The sequence below is a fragment of the Streptomyces sp. NRRL S-455 genome (assembly GCF_000717875.1).
Lineage (GTDB): Bacteria > Actinomycetota > Actinomycetes > Streptomycetales > Streptomycetaceae > Streptomyces.
This window is the reverse complement of sequence record NZ_JOCT01000021.1, coordinates 265,693-283,966: the sequence shown is the minus strand read 5'-3', so window position 1 is coordinate 283,966 and position 18,274 is coordinate 265,693. Positions and strand designations below refer to the sequence as shown.

Here is an 18,274-nt window from a genome sequence, read left to right as displayed (position 1 = left end):
GAGCAGTCGGAGCGCCGCCGACTGCGGGCGGCCCGATCGGCGTACGGCGTGATCGGCCGCACGCCCTGGAGGAGCGGTAGGGCGCTGTCGCGTGGCTGCGCGGGAGGAGTGTGGTGCGGGCGGCGCGGTACGGACGGCTGTGGCCGTGGGCGAGAAGAGACGCTGGGGTGGCGGCCCGGGGGCTCCCTGAGGGCCGCGGACTTTTCGGATCCGGTCCGGTCCGCGACACGGGTCATCCTGCGGGCACGACGCGCACCCGCGGGTTTCGGGCGGGCACGAGGGGTGCCCGGTACGTCAAGCGGGTCGTCGCACGGCGCCGACCAGGCTCAGGCCGTGGTCCAGCACCTTCTCCAGGTCGGCGAGGTCGGTCGGCCCGGGGTCGGTGAGCGGGGCGCGCACCGGGCCGACCGGGAAACCGCGCAGCCGGGCGGCGGCCTTGACCAGGGAGACGGCGTAGCCCGGCACCCGATCACGTAGTTCGACGAGCGGGACGTAGAACTCACGCAGGAGCTTGGTCACGCCCGCGTCGTCCCCGTCCCGCAGGGCGGTGAAGAAGGCGTTCGCGATCTCGGGGGCGAAGGCGTGGACGGCGGAGGAGTAGGCGGGGACACCGACTGTGGCGTAGGCGCGCGCCTGGATCTCGGCGGTGGCGGCGCCGTTGAAGAAGAGGAAGCCGTCGGGCGCGGCGAGCGTGAGGCGCTGGAGCCGGTCGAGGTCGCTGTGGCCGTCCTTCAGGCCGACGACGGTGGGGATGCGCGCGATCCGGCGCAGGCCGTCGGCGGTGAAGGCGACCTGACCGCGCTGGTAAGCGATGAGTGGCAGCCGGGTGCCTTCGGCGATCCGGCGCAGCTGCTCCACCAGACCGTCCTGCGGCGCGCCCACCAGGTAGTGGGGCAGTACCAGTGCGGCGTCCGCGCCGGCTTGCTCCGCGATACGGGCGAAGCGCAGCGCCTGCGCCCAGCCGTAGCCGATGCCCGCCACCACCGGCAACCGTCCGTCGGCGACCTCGACCGTGGTCCGCACGACCGCCCGGTACTCGTCCTCGTCCAGTGAGAAGAACTCTCCAGTCCCGCAGCACGGGAACACCGCGCCGGGTGCGGTGGCCAACCGGTCGGCCAGGTACGCCCGGTAGGCGTCCAGGTCGAGGCCGCCGTCGGCCCGGAAGCTCGTGAGGGGGAAGGACAGCACCCCGCTCGCCATTCCGTCGCGGAGTCGCCGAGTGACCTCTGCGACCTCCGCGCTGATCCCTGTCATGTCTTCTCATCCCTGTATGCAGATGGCGTCTACGTATGCAGATGGAGGCTAGATGGGTGAACTGGGTGGGTCAACGGATGGGCAGACTCGAATTGACGCGGATTTACGATGGGCCCATGTCGGAGGGGAGAGGTGTCCGCGGTGTGAAGTCGGCGGCCCGGACCGTCGCGCTGCTGGAACTGCTCGCCGCGCGGGGCGAGCAGCCCTCGCGCCTGGACCAGCTCGCGGAGAACCTGGGCGTGCCGCGCAGCAGCATGTACCAGCTGCTCCAAACCCTGGTCGACTGCGGCTGGGTCCGCACCGACGTCACCGGCTCGCTCTACGGCATCGGGATCCGCGCCCTGCTCACCGGCACCAGCTATCTCGACGGCGACCGGCGCATCCGTGTGGTCCGGCCGTACCTCGACGAGGCGTCGGACGCGCTCGGCGAGACGATCCACATGGCACGGCTCGACGGCCCGGACGTCGTCTACCTCGCCACCCGTGAGTCCCACGAGTACCTGCGCACCATCAGCCGGGTCGGCCGCCGCGTCCCGGCCCATGCCGGCGCCCTCGGCAAGGCGCTGCTCGCCGAGCGCCCCGACGAAGAACTGCCGATCACGGACGGGTCGTTGACGGCCCTGACGGAGAACACGCACACCGACCGTGCCGCACTGCTCGCCGACCTGGCCCAGGTGCGCGAGCGCGGCTACTCCATCGACCGCGAGGAGACGGTGACCGGTATCGCCGGCTTCGGCTTCGCCCTGCGGTACGACGCACCGGCCACCGACGCCATGAGCTGCTCGGTCCCGGTGGCCCGGCTGACCCGGGAGCACGAGGTCCGCATCGTCTCCGTGATGCGGGAGGTACGAGCGAAGATCGAAGCCCACCTGCCGCCCGTCTCGCGCATACCCGACTGGCGCTGAGGCTGCGGGTTCACCCGGGGCCCCGGCGGCGAGAGCCGAGAAGCAGCGGTCACTCTCCGCCGGCCCCGATGTCGCCGCCGAACGGCACGAGCCAGCCGAGACCGTGCCCCGTCCGCGCCCCTGAGAACGGGCAAGCAGGGTCAACAGGGGTGCGATCAGCCCCAGGAAACGGCGTGCGGACGGTGAATCACCGCAGTTCAGCGACCATGTGGCAGCGCAAGCGCCGTCGCTTGGCCAAGCTGAGAGCGCGAGTTGGATCCTCGTCACCCGCTCCACGTCCAAGAGCTCCGTGCGCCGATTCTCCGGGAGCCGGGAGCCGGGAGCCGGGAGCCGGGAGCCGGGAGCCGGGAGCCGGGAGCCGGGAGCCGGGAGCCGGGAGCCGCCACATGTTGTGCAGTGTCCTTCCCCCGGTCAAGGGAGACCGCGATGCCCCCATCCCTCTCGCTCACCCCTGCCGAGGAGGCGGAGCGTGCAGGGCAGTTACGCAGGGGCGCCCTCTCCGGGCTGCTGGGCACCGCCGTCGAGTTCTACGACTTCCTCGTCTACGGAACCGTCGCCGCGCTGGTCTCCGGCGAACTGTTCTTCCCCGGCGCCGACCCCGCAGTCGGAACCGTCGCCGCGTTCGGCACCTTCGCCGCCGGCTATGTCGCCCGACCGCTCGGTCCATGCTGCTGCTCACGATGGGCCTGATGGGTGGGGCCAGCTTCCTCATCGGCCTGCTGCCCACGTACGACACGATCGGTGTCTGGGCGCCGATCCTGCTGATCACCCTGCGCGTCGTCCAGGGCATCGCCATCGGCGGTGAGTGGGGCGGCGCCACCCTCATGGTCGTCGAGCACGCCGGAGAGCGGCGCCGCGGGCTGTGGTCCAGCTTCACGCAGATGGGAGCCCCGCTCGGCTCCCTCCTCTCCTCACTGGTCGTCACCCTCGTGGTCGCCATGCCCAGGGAGCAGTTCACGGCCTGGGGCTGGCGTGTGCCATTCCTGCTGAGCGTGGTGCTGCTCGGCGTCGGACTGTTCGTACGGCTCAAGGTCGTGGAGAGCTCGCTCTTCGCCGAGGTGAAGAAGGACCGGGCCGAGTCGCGGCTGCCGATCCTCGACGTGCTGCGGCGTCCGCGTCCCCTGCTGCGTCGGTATCGGCGCCTTCACCGCCCAGTCCCTTCTGACCAGCTACCTCATCGCGTACGCCACCGGCATCGGCTACGCACGCCCGCAGGTACTCACCGCGCTCACAGTCTCCGCCTGCGTCGCCCTCGTCGTGCTGCCCCGCGCCTCCGCGCTCTCCGACCGGATCGGCCGCCGCCCGGTCGTCCTCGCCGGTGCTCTCGCCTCGGCGGCGCTGGCCTTCCCGGTGCCGGCGCTGGTCGACTCGAAGTCGCCCGGGCTGCTGATCCTCGCCGTCGTCCTCGGCCACGGCATCGCCCAGTCCACGATGTACGGGCCGCTGGGCGCCCTGCTCAGCGAGATGTTCGGCACCCGGGTCCGCTACACCGGCGCTTCCCTCGGCTACCAGGGCGCCACCCTCATCGGCGCCGGCTTCTCCCCGATGATCGCCGGAAGCCTGGTGGCCGGGAGCGGCAGCAGCACCCCCGTCGCCCTGCTGATCTGCGGGGGCTCCGTGATAACGGCGCTGACCGTCCGGTTCGTGCGCGAGACCAGCGGGGCGTCCCTCCCTGAAGCCACCGAACGACCCACCGCACCCCACACCGAGGAGATCTCCGTATGACGACCGGCGCCCGCACCCGCGTCCGGACCGCCCGCCGCACCGCCTGCGGCGCGGCGCTCCTGCTCGCCATCACCGCGCTGCCCACCTCGACCGTGGCGGCCGCCGCGGACACGAGCCACATCGAGGGCCAACTCGCCTCCGGTGCGACGTACATGATGGACGTGCCCGCATCCTGGAACGGCACTGTCCGACGGAGCCCGGCCGAGCGCAATGCCCCTGCGCGCACGTGCTCCGCCCACCGGCCTTCGCCGCTCGTGCCCACAGCGTGCCTGGAAGAGCGGACAACCACGGTCAACAGCGGTGGCTCCCCACCGCAGCGCCGCCTTGAGAGAAAGACGTCTCCGCAGGTCAGGGCAACTTCCGCACCGCAAGCGCCCTCGCTTCCCAAGCTGAGAGCGCGAGTTCGATTCTCGTCACCCGCTCCATGATGAAACCCCAGGTCAGCGTTCTGGGGGTTGTGTCTTGCCACTGCTTATCGGGGCTTTTCGCCCCGCCATACGCTCGAGGATCGGGCACGCGGAGTGTACGAGCGCGTAGTTGACGCCAGCCGGCCCCTGCTCCTCGAGCCGGTGTGCACCGGTGACCTGCTGTTTTCACGCCGCGCAGGACAAGATCGCAAGAGGAGAGCCCTCAGCCTGCCGGTCCCGTAGAACTACTGCCGGGCGGTGCGACGCATGACACCAGCCAAAAGTTTTCGGCCCAGCTATGCCGCCGCGCTGCCCTGATCACCACTTGCCGGCATCCGCAGCGTGTGATCACCGAAGTCGGCAACCAGGTCCAACCTGCCGCCGAGCGCCTCGACGTAACGTGCGATGACATCGAGAGTGGCGACCTCACCGTGTTCGATCTGGGATACGCGAGCGATGCTCACACCCATGCGGGCAGCCACGTCCCTCTGGGCCAGCCCGTACTGCTTGCGCGCCTCGGCGAGTTGATGCCCACGGGCTTCCGCCAGCAGACGACGCGAACCAGCTTCCACCTCAGCGGGATGCACACCGGCCGAGTACAGCTCCTGCTCCAGGGTCTCTCAGTCCTGCGGGGCCTTCTTGGGCATGCTTACTCCTCAGTCCTCCGTGTCACCGGTGTAGTCGCGGTAGAGCTGTTCAGCCAGAGGAATGTTGTCGCGGTACCAACGATCCCAGTTTCCCGCCTTGTCGCCGCCGAGGAGCAGCAGGGCCGAACGAGTCGGATCAAAGGCGAAGATGATCCGAATCTCGGACCGGCCACCCGATCCCGGCCTCAGCTCCTTAGGTTCCCGATCGTCCGCGACCAGCTCACGGCCCTCAACGACGTGCTCGACGGCTGCCGGACGGCCGAGTTGCCTCCTACACCCTGGCCGCCTCTGCGAGCGAGGAAGCCAAGTCTTACGACCTGTGTGCATGCGCCCTGGTGAGGCACGCGTACATCGATCTGTATGAACGTCGCTACGCCGACGCCGCGCGAACCCTCTCGGCGGCCGAACTGGTGGCCCGGCGCGGAGACAGCGCCCTGACTACCCGTTACCGGGTCGCCTCCGTCCAGGCTGAGGCTCACGCCGGCCTCGCAGACCTCTCGGCGTGCGAGCGAGCCCTGTCAGCGATCGTCGCGCCTCCCGCCTTACCCGTGAGCAGAAGAGCCGCATCGTCGCCACCTGCTGGACCGCCCAGATGTACAAACACTTCGACGACCCGAAGCCGGGCTACGTCGCGGACTAACCTGACCTGCCCGACTGGCAGAAAAGAGCAAGCCCCCTTGCGGGGACGCACGTGATGCACGTGGCCGCGGAGGGCATTTCGGTGTAGCCCTCCCGAACGCCCTCGGCGGCCCGAGGCACCTACTGGAAGTGCCCGAAGGTGTAGCTCAGGCACCAGCTGTTGACACAACCAGTGATCGTCAGCGGGCTGTCATGTGAGAACGAGATGTTCCACTCATCCGAGAGATCGATGCCCTTCGCCTTCAAGTACTCACGCGGTGCTTTGTTGGCTACGTCCACCATTTGGCGCTCGCGCTCCATCTCCGCGACCACATCGGGCAGTTTCGGGTGGGTGGCCAGATAGGCGGCGCCGAGCTGGAAACGCTGGAACTTCTGGTCGTCCGCAGAATTCATGACACCACTCCTACTTCTCTGGGAAAAGACGTTGCGCACGCCGTTGAAGCCGGATCTTGGAACCGCGGAGTCAATCCCGGTATTAGGAGAGAGCGAGGGTTGCGCGACGGTCCATCATCCTGCGGACCCGTGCGCCGGAGTTCTTGTCCGGCATGGCCTGCGCACCAACACAACCACCCTCCCCCTCCCTGCGCGTTCCCGCAACTTCCCTAACGTCCCACGGGCTCACCGAGCGGGAAGTGCAGGTCCGTCGGTCCGGCATCGGACACCACTGCGTCAGAGCAGGGGCGCGCCGCACTCCTCTGCTCCACCTGCGCAGACTTCCTCCGCCGGGCTGCGGCCTTCCTCCACACCATGGGCATCGCCCGCATCGAGCGAGTCCTCACCCACCTGTTTCTGGAGATGCGCACGTAGCAGCAAAGGTGCAACATAACAAGTGGGGGTTTCTCAGATGGCGTACACCCAGTCATCTATTGACGCCGGGTCTTACGCCGTCGGAACTGGCAAGTCATGCCGAAGGAGAACGGCCATGTCAAACGCAGTCACCGGGCAGCCTCAGCCCGCAGTTGGCCGGAATCAACCCAGCGGGGATCAGCTGCCGTACGTGCCTCCGTGGGACAATATTCCGCGGCCCACCCCCTGGTGGCCCTGGTGCGACAGGCTGCCGTGGATCATCCGCTCGGTCACGCGCGAAATGGATCTCTTCAAGACGGCTCCTCCAGAGGTTCAGAAGAAGCACTTCGAGGTGACGCTCAACGGGCTCAAGGAAGATGGGATACTTGAAGAGGGTGATGTGCAGACGCTGCTCAGTGCGTTCGATGGCGCTCGAGCAGACATTCCGCCAGCAGTAACCCCTGACGGATCCCCCTCGCTGTGCGGAATGATCGGCGCAACTCTGGTTCCCCGTCTCAACATTGAGAGAAGTGGGAACGACGTTGGTGTCGCCGGTGGCGCAGCTGTTGGTGCAGCCGCCGGGGCTGGAGTCGGTGGAACCGCCGGGGCGATCGCTGGTGCATCTCTGGGAGCGCTCGTCGCATCCTCTGTTCTGCCGAAGTGACGACCTTTCACGTATGAGGGGCGGCCGTGCCGACAGCCACGAGCTCCTCGGTGAGCCCAACCGCACGGCCTCGTCCGCCACCTGCTGCCACGTGTCATCATTCCGACCTTCACAACACGGTTATCAGGGGTGACCAGGACGCGGTGCGGGAGATCGTCAGTACCGTGGGCCTTACTGAAGAGAGCTTTCAGGCTCAGGGCGGCGGCATGTGGCTATGGATCGCCTTGGTGGGAGGGTTCATCGCAGCGCATGCCATGTTCACGAAACCGAAGTGCACTACCTGTGCCCGATGGGTTTCACCCGGACAGAGCCTATGCCAGTGCACAGTCAGTGGCTACGGTCTCATGGCAGGCCCCTTCCCTCTGGCACGATTGGAGTAGCCACATGCCTCAACAAGCCAGCACGAACAACGCACAATCAGCACGCAATGTCACAATCACTTTCAAGCCGGATGCGGAGTTGGAGGTAGTCCACAAGGCGGTCGAAGACCTCATCCGACGATTGAATCCTTCAGGGTGCACAAGATGCGGCCTGACGGGGATCGATCTGACTCTCCGTAGCGGTGACCCAGAAATTCACAATGGGCTCAACGAGCTCCTCCGCGACGACGACGTTATCGGCGTGGATGTACGACTCTAGTGCGAAGCAGCGGGATTGTGATCTGCGAGTTCTGGAGCTGATCCGTGATCATGCCTGAGTCGCAGATTCAGCGGGGGCCCCGAATCGCGACCACTTACACTCCCGGCGATCGCGCCCTCCTTGAACGAATCCTACCTTTGGTGGATCACATGGAGGTGACTCCCGATGCTTTTGTAGATGAAAATTCTGACGGGGGAAGCCTTCAGATTGACGCTCTGCATGAGCTGAGGGATTTGGCGAGTGACGCCACCGTAATTGTCCATGGAGTTGGACTGTCCATCGGCTCCCACGACGGATGGTCAGATGACTATCTGCGCTGTCTCGATCAGCTCATGGACACGGTTAACGTCGCCTGGCACAGCGAACACCTCGGCTATACGATGGTGCGCGGAGAGTTTCTCGGCACAATGCTTCCCCTGCCTCGAACGAAAGAGGCGCTTGAGCTCGCCATCGAGCGTGTTGCAGCTATCCAAGAGCGGTACCCGTCCCCCTTCCTCTTGGAGAACGTGGTGCGTCTGCTTCCGGATTACGACAGCGACTACACGGAGGCGGAGTTCCTCAATGAACTGACATCGGCCACTGGATGCGGACTTCTGCTCGACGTCTACAATTTGGAATGCGACCGGGCGAATAACGGATTTGAGATCGAGAAATTCTTGAATGAAATCGATCTCAAAACCGTGCGGGAGATTCACGTTGCCGGCGGCGTCGAGCACCGGGGAATCATGCTGGATGTGCATTCACGCCCCATGAAGGCGTCGACGCTGAACCTAGCGAAGGAGGTTTTTACCAGGGCGCCGTATGTGGAAACCGTCACCTACGAACTACTGGATGAGGCAGCGCCAATTCTTGGGCCAGATCTGATCGCCTCCGAACTGGTTCGAATGCGGGCAATGCTGGAGTCAGCACCAACCGCCAGCAGGGCAGTAACTCAATGAATTTGGAAAAACTGCAAGTCGGCCTGTTGGCCCTGCTGAAGTCGAGAGAGCAGGAACCGCAGAATGATCACCCGTACTTCCATCAAGTAAATTCCTCGGGGCGGCTCTCGGCGCTACAGGAGATTTCAGGGTGGTGGCGGATTTTTGCAATCGAGAAAACTTGCATTTTGACATCGACCTTGCTTAAAAGGCGCGGAACCTTCGACGAGGTGGCTGGTCGATTCGCCAGTAGGCCCGATGTGACGCCCTACTATCAGCAACAGGCAGCTGTCTTCCTGGCCGACATGGGATGCCATAGTGATCCACTCATCGCTGCGGTCGCTAGTTTTGAAGCCGCTCTTCTGGCAATCAAGGCTGGTGACATGACAGGTCCCGTCACTATCGAGTGGCAGCACGCACCGTACGCAGTACTAAAAAGCCTGTTGCTGGGTGCACCACTTGACGAAGCGAAGATTCGCGGCGCGTACCGGATGGTAGTGAGCCGTGAAACTCCAGAATTGTTCTACGTGCAGCCACTGCCGTAGCGGCCGGATCACTCATGGCCGCCCGGGGAGTCGGCTTTTAGAACTCTTGCATCAGGCGGCTGATCAGAGCAGCCAAGCAACACCTTTGAAGCGCTTGAAGCTTACCGGTTCGTCGGTTCGGAGAAGCGGCCACCGGCAGCCGCACCACAACCGCACCAGATCGAGCGGGGAACCACGCGGAAAGCGGCCGAGCCAGACAGGGCCGCAACCCGACCGTTCGTCCAGGTCAGCCCTTGGAACCAGGCACCCCCGGCTCGGCCCCGTGATCATGCACGGAGGTAGGTGAGGACGGCGAGGACGCGCCGGTGTCCCTCGCCGTCGAGGTGGAGTTCCAGTTTCTGCAGGATGTTGCTGACGTGCTTGTTCACCGCTGCTTCGGTGACGTACAGCTCGCGGGCGATCTCGTTGTTGGTACGGCCCTCGGCCATCAGAGCAAGGACCTCGCGCTCCCGTGGGGTGAGGCGCTGCAGGGGGTCGTGGCGGCGGTTGAGGAGTTGGCGGACCACTTCGGGGTCCACGACCGTCGCGCCCGCGGCGACCTGTGCGACCGCGTCGACGAACTCGCTGACGGCGCTGACCCGGTCCTTGAGGAGGTAACCGATCCCGGTGTCACTGCCCAGGTCGAGCAGGTGGGCGGCGTAGGACTGCTCGATGTACTGGCTGAGGACCAGCACCGGCAGCGTGGAGGGCTCCTGCCGCAGGGCGACGGCGGCGCGCAAGCCGTCGTCGGTGTTGTCCGGTGGCATGCGGACATCGGTGACGACGATGTCGGGACGGTGTTCCCGAACGGCGGTGATCAGGGTGTCCGCGTCGCCCACGGCGGCGAGCACCTGGTGGCCGAAGCGGGTGAGCACCCCGACGAGGCCGTCCCGCATCAGCGGGGAGTCCTCGGCGACTACGACGGTCAGCGGCATGGCAGCTCCACATGCAGCAGGGTAGGCCCGCCCCGCGGGCTGGAGATCCGGAATCGGCCGTCCGCGGCGGCGACGCGGTCGGCCAGGCCGGTCAGTCCGGTACCGCCCTCCGGGGTGGCGCCGCCGATGCCGTTGTCGCCGACGGACAGCGTGAGCACGTCGGTGTGCAGGCGGGCGTGTACCTCCACTCGCGTCGCCTCGCTGTGCTTGACGGCGTTGGTCAGGGCTTCGGCGATCACGAAGTACGCCGTGGTCTCCGCGGAGACGGGCATACGGTGGGGCAGGCTGATGTCGACCGTCACAGGCAGAGCCGAGCGGGCCGCGAGGTTCTCGACCGCCGCGGCCAGACCGTGATCGGTCAGGGCCTTCGGGTGCACGCCACGACTGAGCTCACGCAACTCGTCGACGGCGAGCGCGACTTGCTCCTGAGCCTTGTCGAGTTGCCCGGCCAGTGCGGAGTCCGGCTCGGCGTCGAGGCGGGCCAGGCCGAGCATCACGTTGAGTGAGACCAGCCGTTGCTGCGCGCCGTCGTGCAGGTCCCGCTCGATACGGCGGCGTTCCGCGTCGAAGGCATCGACCAGCCGGGCTCTCGAGGCCCGCACGTCGGTGAGCCGGCGGCCGAGTTCGCTGTCGCGCGGCGCCAGCATGAGACGCGTGACCGCCGCCCTGGCACCGGCCCAGGCGGTGATGGTGTACGGCGCGGCGGCGAGCAGGCAGAGGCCGACGAACACCAGGGGCCAGGCGCCGGGATCATCCAGTGGCGACATCATCACCAGCACGGGGACGACCAGGGCGAAGCCCAGGACGAGGAGATCCATCCACCACAGAGCGGTTACGGAGACCGCCGTGAAGCCGAGCTCGCGCCAGGTCGCCGGCTCCCGCAGCCGGGTCCGCAGCCATCCGACGAGTCCCGCGCGCTCAGCCGCCCGGTGCGGGTCCGGCACCGGGTCCAGGTCCACCAGCCGCAGGCGCCACCGTTCGAAGCGTGTGACGACGACGCCGGACAACGCGACCCCGAGCAGGATCACCGCCCCCACCAGCACGACCAGCGAGACGAGCCCCGCGACCAGCGCGACCACCAGAACGGTGCTGGTGACGGCACCGAAGACGACGCCGGACAGCAGGTAGGCGAAGGACCTCCAGGGCCAGCTGGAGCCGAGTACCTTCAGCGGGTTCTGGCCGAGCGCCTGCCAGGCGGTTCGATGTCGCATCCTGCGACCGTAGCGAGTGCAGGATCTTGAAGCGGTAGTGCCGGCACTACCTCGGGACTCCCGTGCACGCCCGTGCGTCGGCAGGGGACGGACCGGTGCACTGGGCCCATGAAGCTGATCACCCTCCGCACCGGCCCCCGTCGCAGACTCGCTGCCCTCATAGCCGCGCTCGGTGTCGCGGTGGCCGCCGTGCCGGGCTCCTCGGCCGCGCAGTCCACCGCCACCTTGGATCCGGCCTCGATCGACCGTTTCGTGGACGACTACCTGGAGCAGACCCGCCTGCCGGGCGCGGTGGTCGCCGTGACCAAGGGCGACCGGGTCGTGCACACCGCGGGGTACGGGCACACCGCGTCCGGCCAGGCCATGACACCGCGTACGCGCCTGCCCGTGGCATCTCTGTCGAAGTCCATGACCGCTCTGGCCGTCATGCAACTGGTGGAAGCGGGCAAGGTCGACCTCGATCAGCCCGTGCGCCGCTACCTGCCGGAGTTCACCATGGCCGATCGGCGCGCCGAGGAGATCACCGTCCGACAGGTGCTGACCCAGACCTCCGGCATGGCCGATTCCGCCTACCCGGACCTGACCCGTGCCCAACCACACACCCTTGAGAAGGCGATCGCCTCGATGCGCGAAGCGCACCTCGCCTCCGCGCCGGGCACCAAGTACAGCTACCACAACCCCAACTACTTCGTTGCGGCCCGCCTGGTCGAGGTCGTGAGCGGTCAGCCCTTCGCCGACTACATGTCCGCCGAGCTCTTCAGGCCACTGCGCATGACGCGTACCGCCTCCGTCGACACCACCACGGAGATGCCCGACCAGGCCCGTGGCTACGTCCGCGCCTACGGCGGGACGTTCTCCCGTCCTCACCCTCGCTGGTTCACCGCGGGCGGTCACGGCGTCGTCACCACCGCCGACGACTTCTCCCAGTGGCTGATCGCCCAGAACAATCAGGGCGTCGCCGCCGATGGCCGTCGTATCGCCACCGCGCAGAGCATCGAGCTCACGCACACCCCGCCGGATGCGCCGAAGGACAGCGACTACGCGATGGGCTGGTGGGTGAAGCGAGACGACGACGGACGCGACGACAAGCGCGAGGAGATCCAGCACACGGGCCAGCTCCTGACCCACAACTCGATCGCGATTCTGCTGCCCGACAGCAAGGTCGGCATCGCGGTCGTCACCAACACCGGCCTGCTTTCGGGAGACGACGCCCCCCAGATCGCGCAGGGTCTCGTCGACCTGGCCCGGGGCAGGAACCCCGAGGTGGCCAAGCCCTTCTCGATGACGGCCGACTGGGTTCTGGCGGCCCTCACCCTGCTGGCGACGGGCCTCGGCATCCGCGGCGTGCTTCGTGCTCGGCGCTGGGCACGGCACACCGCACGGCGACGGTGGTGGAGAGTGGCACTGCGGCTGCTGCCCCATGCCCTTCCGGTCCTCTTCCTGACCCAACTCGCCTCACTCCTGGGCCTGCTGATGAACCGCTCCGGAACCCTTGCTCAGACCGCCTACGCCTGGCCTGCCCTCGTCGTCTGTGCGGGCGCCGGTGCCCTTGCCTCCACCGCGGTCGTCACCGCACGGGCCCTCGCTCTGCTTCGGCACCGCCATGGCCGTCGCGCCCGGCACGGAGCACTCGGTGCAGGGGACGAGTACCAGACCGCCCAGCCTGGCTGACAGCACCAGGAGGGGAACGCAGACCGGGCAGCCACACGGCTCGGAGCAGCGCGCACCCCCAGGCCGAACCGGAGACGGCCGCCGAGAAGGGCTTCACCGCCGAGACGGCGTGCGATACGGCATGCCTTGGACGCCACTTCGATCACTCCCTGGCGGTGACGCGGCCGGCTCCCCGGCAACGCAAACGCGCCACATTCGAGCACATGCCCACGTCAGTCATGTCCATGACTTCCGCGCCAAGAGGTACTCCCTTAGGCTCCTCCGCCGGACCGCAGGCGTTACCGACGGTAGGGGAGACCGGTATGGGGCGAACGGGCAGCACGCGACGCACCTTCGTGGTGGGGGCCGCGGCCGCAGGCGGGGCGGTGGCGCTGGGCACCGGCACGGCGGCTTCAGCGGCACCGGCGCAGGAACGGCGGCAGGCCGTCGCCGTGCTCGGCGGTGGCGTCGCCGGGCTGACCGCGGCGCATGAACTCGCCGAGCGGGGCTTCGCGGTGACCGTCTACGAGCGCCGGGCGCTCGGCGGCAAGGCCCGCTCCATGGACGTACCGGACAGCGCGAAGGGAGGCCGCAAGCCACTGCCCGCGGAGCACGGGTTCCGCTTCATCCCGGGGATCTACCACAACCTCCCCGACACGATGCGGCGCATCCCCTTTCCCGGGAACGCAGGCGGCGTCCGGGACAACCTGATCGCACCCAAGGAGATGATGTTCGCGCGGAACAACGGCCGCGAGGATCTGCGGATACCCATCCCCGGGGAGAAGGAGCCCGCCGAGCTCACCCTCGACGACATCAGACGCGCCCTCACCGGTCTCCTGGAGACGGGATTCAACCTTCCCCTCCATGAGATCGCGTACTTCGTGAACCGCGCCGTCGTCTTCCTGACCAGTTGCGACGAACGCCGCAACTCCACCTGGGAAGCCACCCCTTGGTGGACCTTCGTACGCGCCGGGCAGATGTCGAAGGAGTACCAGCGCATCCTCGCGGTCGGCGTCACCCGCAACATCGTCGCCACCAAGGCCGAGGAGGCCAGCACCCGCACGGTCGGCACCCTCGGCGAGGCCTTCGTTCTCAACGCGCTCGGCCGGGGTGCGGACGGCCCACCCGACCGGATCCTCAACGCACCCACCAATGAGGCCTGGATCGACCCCTGGGTGGCTCATCTCACCACCCTGGGCGTGGAGTTCCGTATCGGCTGGACCGTGCACGAGGTGAGGCTGGGCGGAGACGGGCGGGTCTCCGAGGCCGTCATCGAGGATGCGGACGGCGTACGTCGCTCCGTTACCGCCGATCACTATGTCTCCGCCATGCCGGTGGAGCACGCGCGGCGCACCTGGAGTGCCGGACTACGCGCCGCCGACCCACAGTTGGCGCGCTGCGACAAGCTGCAGACGGACTGGATGACGGGCCTTCAGTTCTATCTGACCGAGACGCCGCCCGTGGTACAGGGCCACTTCAACTGCATCGACTCGCCGTGGTCGCTGACCGCGATCGCCCAGGCCCGGCACTGGCCAGGGCGTGACTTCGCCGCCGACTACGGCGACGGCGTGGCCAAGGAGTGTCTGTCGGTGGATATCTCCGAGTGGGACAAGCCCGGCGTCCTGTACGGCAAAACGGCCAAACAGTGCACCCGCGAGGAGGTCGCACGCGAGGTGTGGGCACAGCTCAAGGACGCACTCAACGACACCGGCAGGACAGTGCTGCGCGACAGCACGCTGCACTCGTGGTTCCTGGACCCCGGAGTGGACGGGATCGGCACCCCGCACCCGACCAACCAGGACGAGCTGCTGATCCATCCCGTGGGCACGCTGCACAACCGCCCTTCGGCCAGGACCGCGGTCCCGAACTTCTTCCTGTCCGGGGACTACGTCGCCGTGGACATCGACCTCGCCACCATGGAGGGCGCGAACGCCTCGGCCCGTCAGGCGGTCAATGCCCTTCTGGACCAAGCAGGTTCGACTGCGCCGCGCTGCACGGTCACCCCGCTGTTCCGGCCGCCGGAGCTCGAGAGCCTCAAGCGCCACGACCGCTTCCGCTTCAAGGCCGGCCTGCCGAACGCGTTCGACCTGGGGTGATCCATTCGAGGGCGGTCGCTCGACCTGATCAGCCATGACGCCGGCGAAGGCACCCTTCTTGCCGCGGAGCTGCCCCAGGAGGTCATTCCACAGCTGGGGCATCGCGAACAGGTGTGAGGACACCCCCTGAGCAGGGGGTGTCCAATTTCAAAGAGCGCCATCAGCCGGTCGGGGTGCAGCGCGGCCTTGGGGTCGCGGCATCCGACGCCAAGGGCAGCACACGTTCACCCCAGCCCGTCCTACGGTCGCTCCGCGAGCAGCCGTACGACGTCGGCGAGCCGCGTACGGAAATAGAAGTGACCGCCTGGCTGTACGTGGAGCCGGAACCGGCCCGTCGTGCACCGTTCCCAGGACCGGGCCGCGTGCACCGGCACCGAGGGGTCGGAGTCACCGACGACGGCCGTGAGGTCGCAGCGGAGGGGAACGGGCCGGGCGGTGTACCTCTGCAGCAGCCGGTAGTCGTTGCGCACGATCGGGAAGATGACCGCCCGCACGTCCGGGGAGTCCAGCAGCCTCGGATCCGTACCGCCCTCACCGGCGAGGTCAGCCCGCAGCTCGTCGTCGGTCAACGAACCGCTGCGGGAGGGAACCTGGCCGATCGGGGAGCCGGGCGCCGACCGTCCCGAGACGACGAGATGTGCGAGGCGTGCCCCGAAGTCGTCCTCCAGCAGACGCGCGACCTCGTAGGCGACGGACGCGCCCATGCTGTGGCCGACGAGGGTCGTGGGCAGCGCGGGCCCGGCCGCCCCGGCGACCGCGTCGGCCGCCGCCCCCGCGAGGGTCGCCATGTCCGGGACGAGCGGCTCCGCCATACGGTGCTCCCGCCCGGGGTACTGCACGATCCGCAGCTCCACGTGTGGGGGGAGGTGCGCGGCCCAGGCGCGGTAGTAGTTCGCCCCGCCGCCCGCGTGAGGGAAGAGGAGCATCCGGTGCCGGGCGTCCGGGCGCGGACGGGGCACCACGAACCAATCACCTGGGTCAGCCATCGCCGCCTGCTCGCTCGCTGTCCGAGGCGGAGACGAGCGACGTCCCCTCGTCCCCCCGCCCACCCGGTGCGGACGGCTGCGGCTTCTCCTCGCGGATCCGGAAGCGCTGGAGCGACTTCGGGGCCCACCAGATGGCGCGGCCGAAGATCGCCATGAGAGCGGGCACCAGCAGGCACCGCACCAGGGTGGCGTCCACCAGGATGGCCAGGGCGACGCCCAAGCCCAGCATCTTGGTGAGGGTGATCTGCGAGGTGCCGATGGCCACCATCACGATGGTGAGCAGCACCGCGGCGGCGGTGATCACCCCTCCGGTCTGGGCGATGCCGGCGCGCACGGCCTCGCGGTGGTCGCCGTGCCGGTCGTAGTTCTCCTTGATCCGCGACAGGATGAACAGGGAGTAGTCCATCGACAGACCGAAGGTCAGGCAGAACATCAGCACGGGCAGCGAGGTCTCGATGAACCCGGTGGCCGTGAAGCCGAGCAGCCCACTGAGGTGTCCCTCCTGGAACACCCAGACGGCGGCCCCGAACATCGCGGTGAGGCTGAGCGCGTTGAGCACGACTGCCAGGAACGGGAGCACCAGCGAACCGGTCATGAGGAAGATCATGACGAGGGTGACCATGATGATGAACAGCAGCGCGTACGGCAGGTGTTCACCGATGACGGCCCGGCTGTCCACCAGCATGGCGGCCTGCCCGCCGACCCTCACCGAGGACGAGGGCGGCTCCTCGACGGCGCGCACGCGCTTGACGAGGTCCTGGCTCTCGACGGAGATGTCCTCGATGGTGGGGACGGGCCAGACGGTCAGGTAGTCGGTGCCCGACACCGCGCGGGTCGCGCTCACCGCGGTGGGCGGCTGGACCAGCTGTCCGCCCTGGTAGGTGCCGGTCGGGCTGTCCACGCGCGCCACGCCCTTCAGCGCGGACAGCTTCTCGGCGTAGGCACCGATGTCCTGCTGCTCCCCGTCCCGGGCCAGTACGTCGATCCCGCCGGTCGGACTGACGGGGAAGGACTCGCGCAGGGTGTTGTGGACGATCCGGGCCTCGGCCTTCTCACCGAGCGTCCGGTCGTCCACCGTGCCGAACTCAACCTTCAGGAAGGGGAGGCCGACCAGGATCAGAAGCGCGGTGACGAGCACGGTGACCAGCGGCGCACGGCGCATCGTCGCCCCGGCGAGGGCACGCCAGCGGCGTTCCGCGGCGGCCTCCCGCTCCTGGCTGCCCTTCCGGCGGAGCCGTAGCGCGTCCACCCGGTGGCCGAGGAGCAGCAGCAGGGCGGGCAGCACGATGAGCGCGGCGAGCGCGGCGAGCGCCACCACGGTGATCCCGGCGTACGCGAACGAGCGCAGGAAGTACATGGGGAAGATCAGCATCGCGGCGAGCGACACGGCCACGACGAACGCCGAGAACAGTACCGTCCGGCCCGCGCTGTGCATCGTGGCGCTGAGGGCCCGCGCGGTATCGGGCTCGCGCTTCAGCTCCTCCCGGTAGCGCCGGACGATGAGGAGCGCGTAGTCGATCGCCAGGCCGAACCCGAGTGCCGTCGTCAGGTTCTGCGCGAAGACCGACACGTCGGTGAGGTGCGTGATCCCCATCAGGATGGCGTTGGTCCCCAGGATGGCGATCACGCCGATCCCGAGCGGCAGCAGCGCGGAGACGACGCTGCCGAACGCCAGCAGCAGGATGAGGAGCACCAGCGGAAAGGCGATCAGCTCGGACTTCACCAGGTCGTCGGCGGTCTGCTGCTGTGACTCGTTGCGCACGGCGACGGTGCCGCCGAGGGACACCTCCAGGTCACCGACGGCGCCCCGGTAGTCGTCCTCGATACGCTCGAAGACCTTGCCCGCCTCGGTCTCGTTGCCTTTGATGTGGGCGACGATCAGCGCGTACCGGCCGTCCTCCGCGCGCAGCCCGGGATCACCGGTCTGCCAGTAGTCGACGACGCCGGTGATGCCCTGCTCCCGGGCCAGCCGCTGGGCCAGCTCGGTGCCCTCCCGTTTCGTGCCGGGGGCGTCGGCCTCCGCCTTCACGAGCAGTACGAGATTGGGCCTGCTGGCCGGGAACTTGGCGTCCATCGTCTCGGCCGCCAGGCTGGACTCCGCGGCCGGGTCCTCGGTGCCGCCGAGTTGGAGCCGGTCGGTGAGACCGCCGCCCGCGAGTACCGCGCCCACCAGCAGCGCGACGACACAGGACAGCAGCAGCCTGGGCCGTCCCGCGATTCGAAGTAAAGCTGACATGCTTACCGCCGATTCTTCCTCAGAGGGACGCGTTCGGATGTCCGACTGCGACG

General features: G+C 67.9%; 15 protein-coding genes and 1 pseudogene. 8 read left to right on the top strand and 8 right to left on the bottom strand.

Features of this window, described 5'->3' with window-relative positions:
- Window positions 1-294: 294 nt before the first annotated feature.
- Complete coding sequence (locus IE97_RS0126580; protein WP_030245547.1) at window positions 295-1,254, bottom strand: 5-dehydro-4-deoxyglucarate dehydratase; 960 nt, start codon at window positions 1,252-1,254, stop codon at window positions 295-297.
- A 116-nt stretch (window positions 1,255-1,370) separates the two neighbouring features.
- Here IE97_RS0126580 and IE97_RS0126575 point away from each other — a divergent pair, with 116 nt between their 5' ends.
- Together IE97_RS0126575 and IE97_RS38730 are read left to right on the top strand one after the other, a co-directional pair.
- Window positions 1,371-2,159, top strand: coding sequence for an IclR family transcriptional regulator (locus tag IE97_RS0126575; RefSeq protein WP_030245543.1), 789 nt, complete (start codon window positions 1,371-1,373; stop codon window positions 2,157-2,159).
- A gap of 426 nt (window positions 2,160-2,585) precedes the next feature.
- A pseudogene (locus IE97_RS38730) lies at window positions 2,586-3,884 on the top strand (MFS transporter).
- Between the two features lie 703 nt (window positions 3,885-4,587).
- Here the strand turns inward: IE97_RS38730 and IE97_RS38725 are convergent.
- Together IE97_RS38725 and IE97_RS43835 are read right to left on the bottom strand one after the other, a co-directional pair.
- Window positions 4,588-4,905 carry a helix-turn-helix domain-containing protein gene (locus IE97_RS38725; RefSeq protein ID WP_420706140.1) on the bottom strand — a complete coding sequence of 106 codons (318 nt, stop codon included), beginning with the start codon at window positions 4,903-4,905 and terminating at the stop codon, window positions 4,588-4,590.
- Window positions 4,906-4,947: 42 nt separating this feature from the next.
- Window positions 4,948-5,265 carry a type II toxin-antitoxin system RelE/ParE family toxin gene (locus tag IE97_RS43835; protein ID WP_078603392.1) on the bottom strand — a complete coding sequence of 106 codons (318 nt, stop codon included), beginning with the start codon at window positions 5,263-5,265 and terminating at the stop codon, window positions 4,948-4,950.
- 175 nt (window positions 5,266-5,440) lie between these two features.
- Here IE97_RS43835 and IE97_RS42255 point away from each other — a divergent pair, with 175 nt between their 5' ends.
- Entirely contained in the window at window positions 5,441-5,578 is a 138-nt protein-coding gene (locus IE97_RS42255) for a hypothetical protein (protein WP_158708342.1), read from the top strand.
- A gap of 119 nt (window positions 5,579-5,697) precedes the next feature.
- Here the strand turns inward: IE97_RS42255 and IE97_RS0126560 are convergent, their stop codons facing one another.
- Window positions 5,698-5,970, bottom strand: a complete 273-nt coding sequence (locus tag IE97_RS0126560; protein WP_030245541.1) for a hypothetical protein — start codon at window positions 5,968-5,970, stop codon at window positions 5,698-5,700.
- 529 nt (window positions 5,971-6,499) lie between these two features.
- Between IE97_RS0126560 and IE97_RS42250 the strand changes: the two genes are divergently transcribed.
- The 3 genes from IE97_RS42250 to IE97_RS42245 all read left to right on the top strand — a co-directional run bounded on the left by IE97_RS42250 (window position 6,500) and on the right by IE97_RS42245 (window position 9,128).
- Window positions 6,500-7,027, top strand: coding sequence for a hypothetical protein (locus tag IE97_RS42250; RefSeq protein ID WP_158708341.1), 528 nt, complete (start codon window positions 6,500-6,502; stop codon window positions 7,025-7,027).
- 779 nt (window positions 7,028-7,806) lie between these two features.
- Window positions 7,807-8,604, top strand: coding sequence for a DUF692 domain-containing protein (locus IE97_RS0126550; RefSeq protein WP_158708340.1), 798 nt, complete (start codon window positions 7,807-7,809; stop codon window positions 8,602-8,604).
- Window positions 8,601-9,128, top strand: coding sequence for a hypothetical protein (locus tag IE97_RS42245; RefSeq protein ID WP_158708339.1), 528 nt, complete (start codon window positions 8,601-8,603; stop codon window positions 9,126-9,128). Before IE97_RS0126550 ends, IE97_RS42245 begins: the two co-directional genes overlap by 4 nt.
- A 266-nt stretch (window positions 9,129-9,394) precedes the next feature.
- On the opposite strand, the gene IE97_RS0126540 is transcribed toward IE97_RS42245, so the two are convergent.
- Together IE97_RS0126540 and IE97_RS0126535 are read right to left on the bottom strand one after the other, a co-directional pair.
- Window positions 9,395-10,042: a response regulator gene (locus tag IE97_RS0126540; protein WP_030245537.1), complete on the bottom strand. Its 648-nt coding sequence runs from the start codon at window positions 10,040-10,042 to the stop codon at window positions 9,395-9,397.
- Window positions 10,033-11,253, bottom strand: a complete 1,221-nt coding sequence (locus tag IE97_RS0126535; RefSeq protein WP_030245534.1) for a sensor histidine kinase — start codon at window positions 11,251-11,253, stop codon at window positions 10,033-10,035. Before IE97_RS0126535 ends, IE97_RS0126540 begins: the two co-directional genes overlap by 10 nt.
- A 108-nt stretch (window positions 11,254-11,361) precedes the next feature.
- Between IE97_RS0126535 and IE97_RS0126530 the strand changes: the two genes are divergently transcribed.
- Window positions 11,362-12,924: a serine hydrolase domain-containing protein gene (locus tag IE97_RS0126530; protein ID WP_030245530.1), complete on the top strand. Its 1,563-nt coding sequence runs from the start codon at window positions 11,362-11,364 to the stop codon at window positions 12,922-12,924.
- A 302-nt stretch (window positions 12,925-13,226) separates the two neighbouring features.
- Window positions 13,227-14,999 carry a hydroxysqualene dehydroxylase gene (locus IE97_RS0126525; protein ID WP_030245527.1) on the top strand — a complete coding sequence of 591 codons (1,773 nt, stop codon included), beginning with the start codon at window positions 13,227-13,229 and terminating at the stop codon, window positions 14,997-14,999.
- A gap of 239 nt (window positions 15,000-15,238) precedes the next feature.
- Here IE97_RS0126525 and IE97_RS0126520 read toward each other — a convergent pair whose 3' ends face one another.
- Both IE97_RS0126520 and IE97_RS0126515 read right to left on the bottom strand, forming a co-directional pair.
- Window positions 15,239-15,961, bottom strand: coding sequence for a thioesterase II family protein (locus IE97_RS0126520; RefSeq protein WP_030955265.1), 723 nt, complete (start codon window positions 15,959-15,961; stop codon window positions 15,239-15,241).
- Between the two features lie 16 nt (window positions 15,962-15,977).
- The gene (locus tag IE97_RS0126515; RefSeq protein WP_051804084.1) at window positions 15,978-18,221 is read right to left on the bottom strand and encodes an MMPL family transporter; all 2,244 of its coding nucleotides are present in this window, start codon (window positions 18,219-18,221) and stop codon (window positions 15,978-15,980) included.
- Window positions 18,222-18,274 lie beyond the last annotated feature (53 nt).

Coding starts and splice junctions, on each gene's coding strand:
- IE97_RS0126580 (WP_030245547.1), bottom strand. CDS start 1,254: ATGACAGGGATCAGCGCGGAGGTCGCAGAGGTCACTCGGCGACTCCGC.
- IE97_RS0126575 (WP_030245543.1), top strand. CDS start 1,371: ATGTCGGAGGGGAGAGGTGTCCGCGGTGTGAAGTCGGCGGCCCGGACC.
- IE97_RS43835 (WP_078603392.1), bottom strand. CDS start 5,265: ATGCACACAGGTCGTAAGACTTGGCTTCCTCGCTCGCAGAGGCGGCCA.
- IE97_RS0126560 (WP_030245541.1), bottom strand. CDS start 5,970: ATGAATTCTGCGGACGACCAGAAGTTCCAGCGTTTCCAGCTCGGCGCC.
- IE97_RS42250 (WP_158708341.1), top strand. CDS start 6,500: ATGTCAAACGCAGTCACCGGGCAGCCTCAGCCCGCAGTTGGCCGGAAT.
- IE97_RS42245 (WP_158708339.1), top strand. CDS start 8,601: ATGAATTTGGAAAAACTGCAAGTCGGCCTGTTGGCCCTGCTGAAGTCG.
- IE97_RS0126540 (WP_030245537.1), bottom strand. CDS start 10,042: ATGCCGCTGACCGTCGTAGTCGCCGAGGACTCCCCGCTGATGCGGGAC.
- IE97_RS0126535 (WP_030245534.1), bottom strand. CDS start 11,253: ATGCGACATCGAACCGCCTGGCAGGCGCTCGGCCAGAACCCGCTGAAG.
- IE97_RS0126530 (WP_030245530.1), top strand. CDS start 11,362: ATGAAGCTGATCACCCTCCGCACCGGCCCCCGTCGCAGACTCGCTGCC.
- IE97_RS0126525 (WP_030245527.1), top strand. CDS start 13,227: ATGGGGCGAACGGGCAGCACGCGACGCACCTTCGTGGTGGGGGCCGCG.
- IE97_RS0126515 (WP_051804084.1), bottom strand. CDS start 18,221: ATGTCAGCTTTACTTCGAATCGCGGGACGGCCCAGGCTGCTGCTGTCC.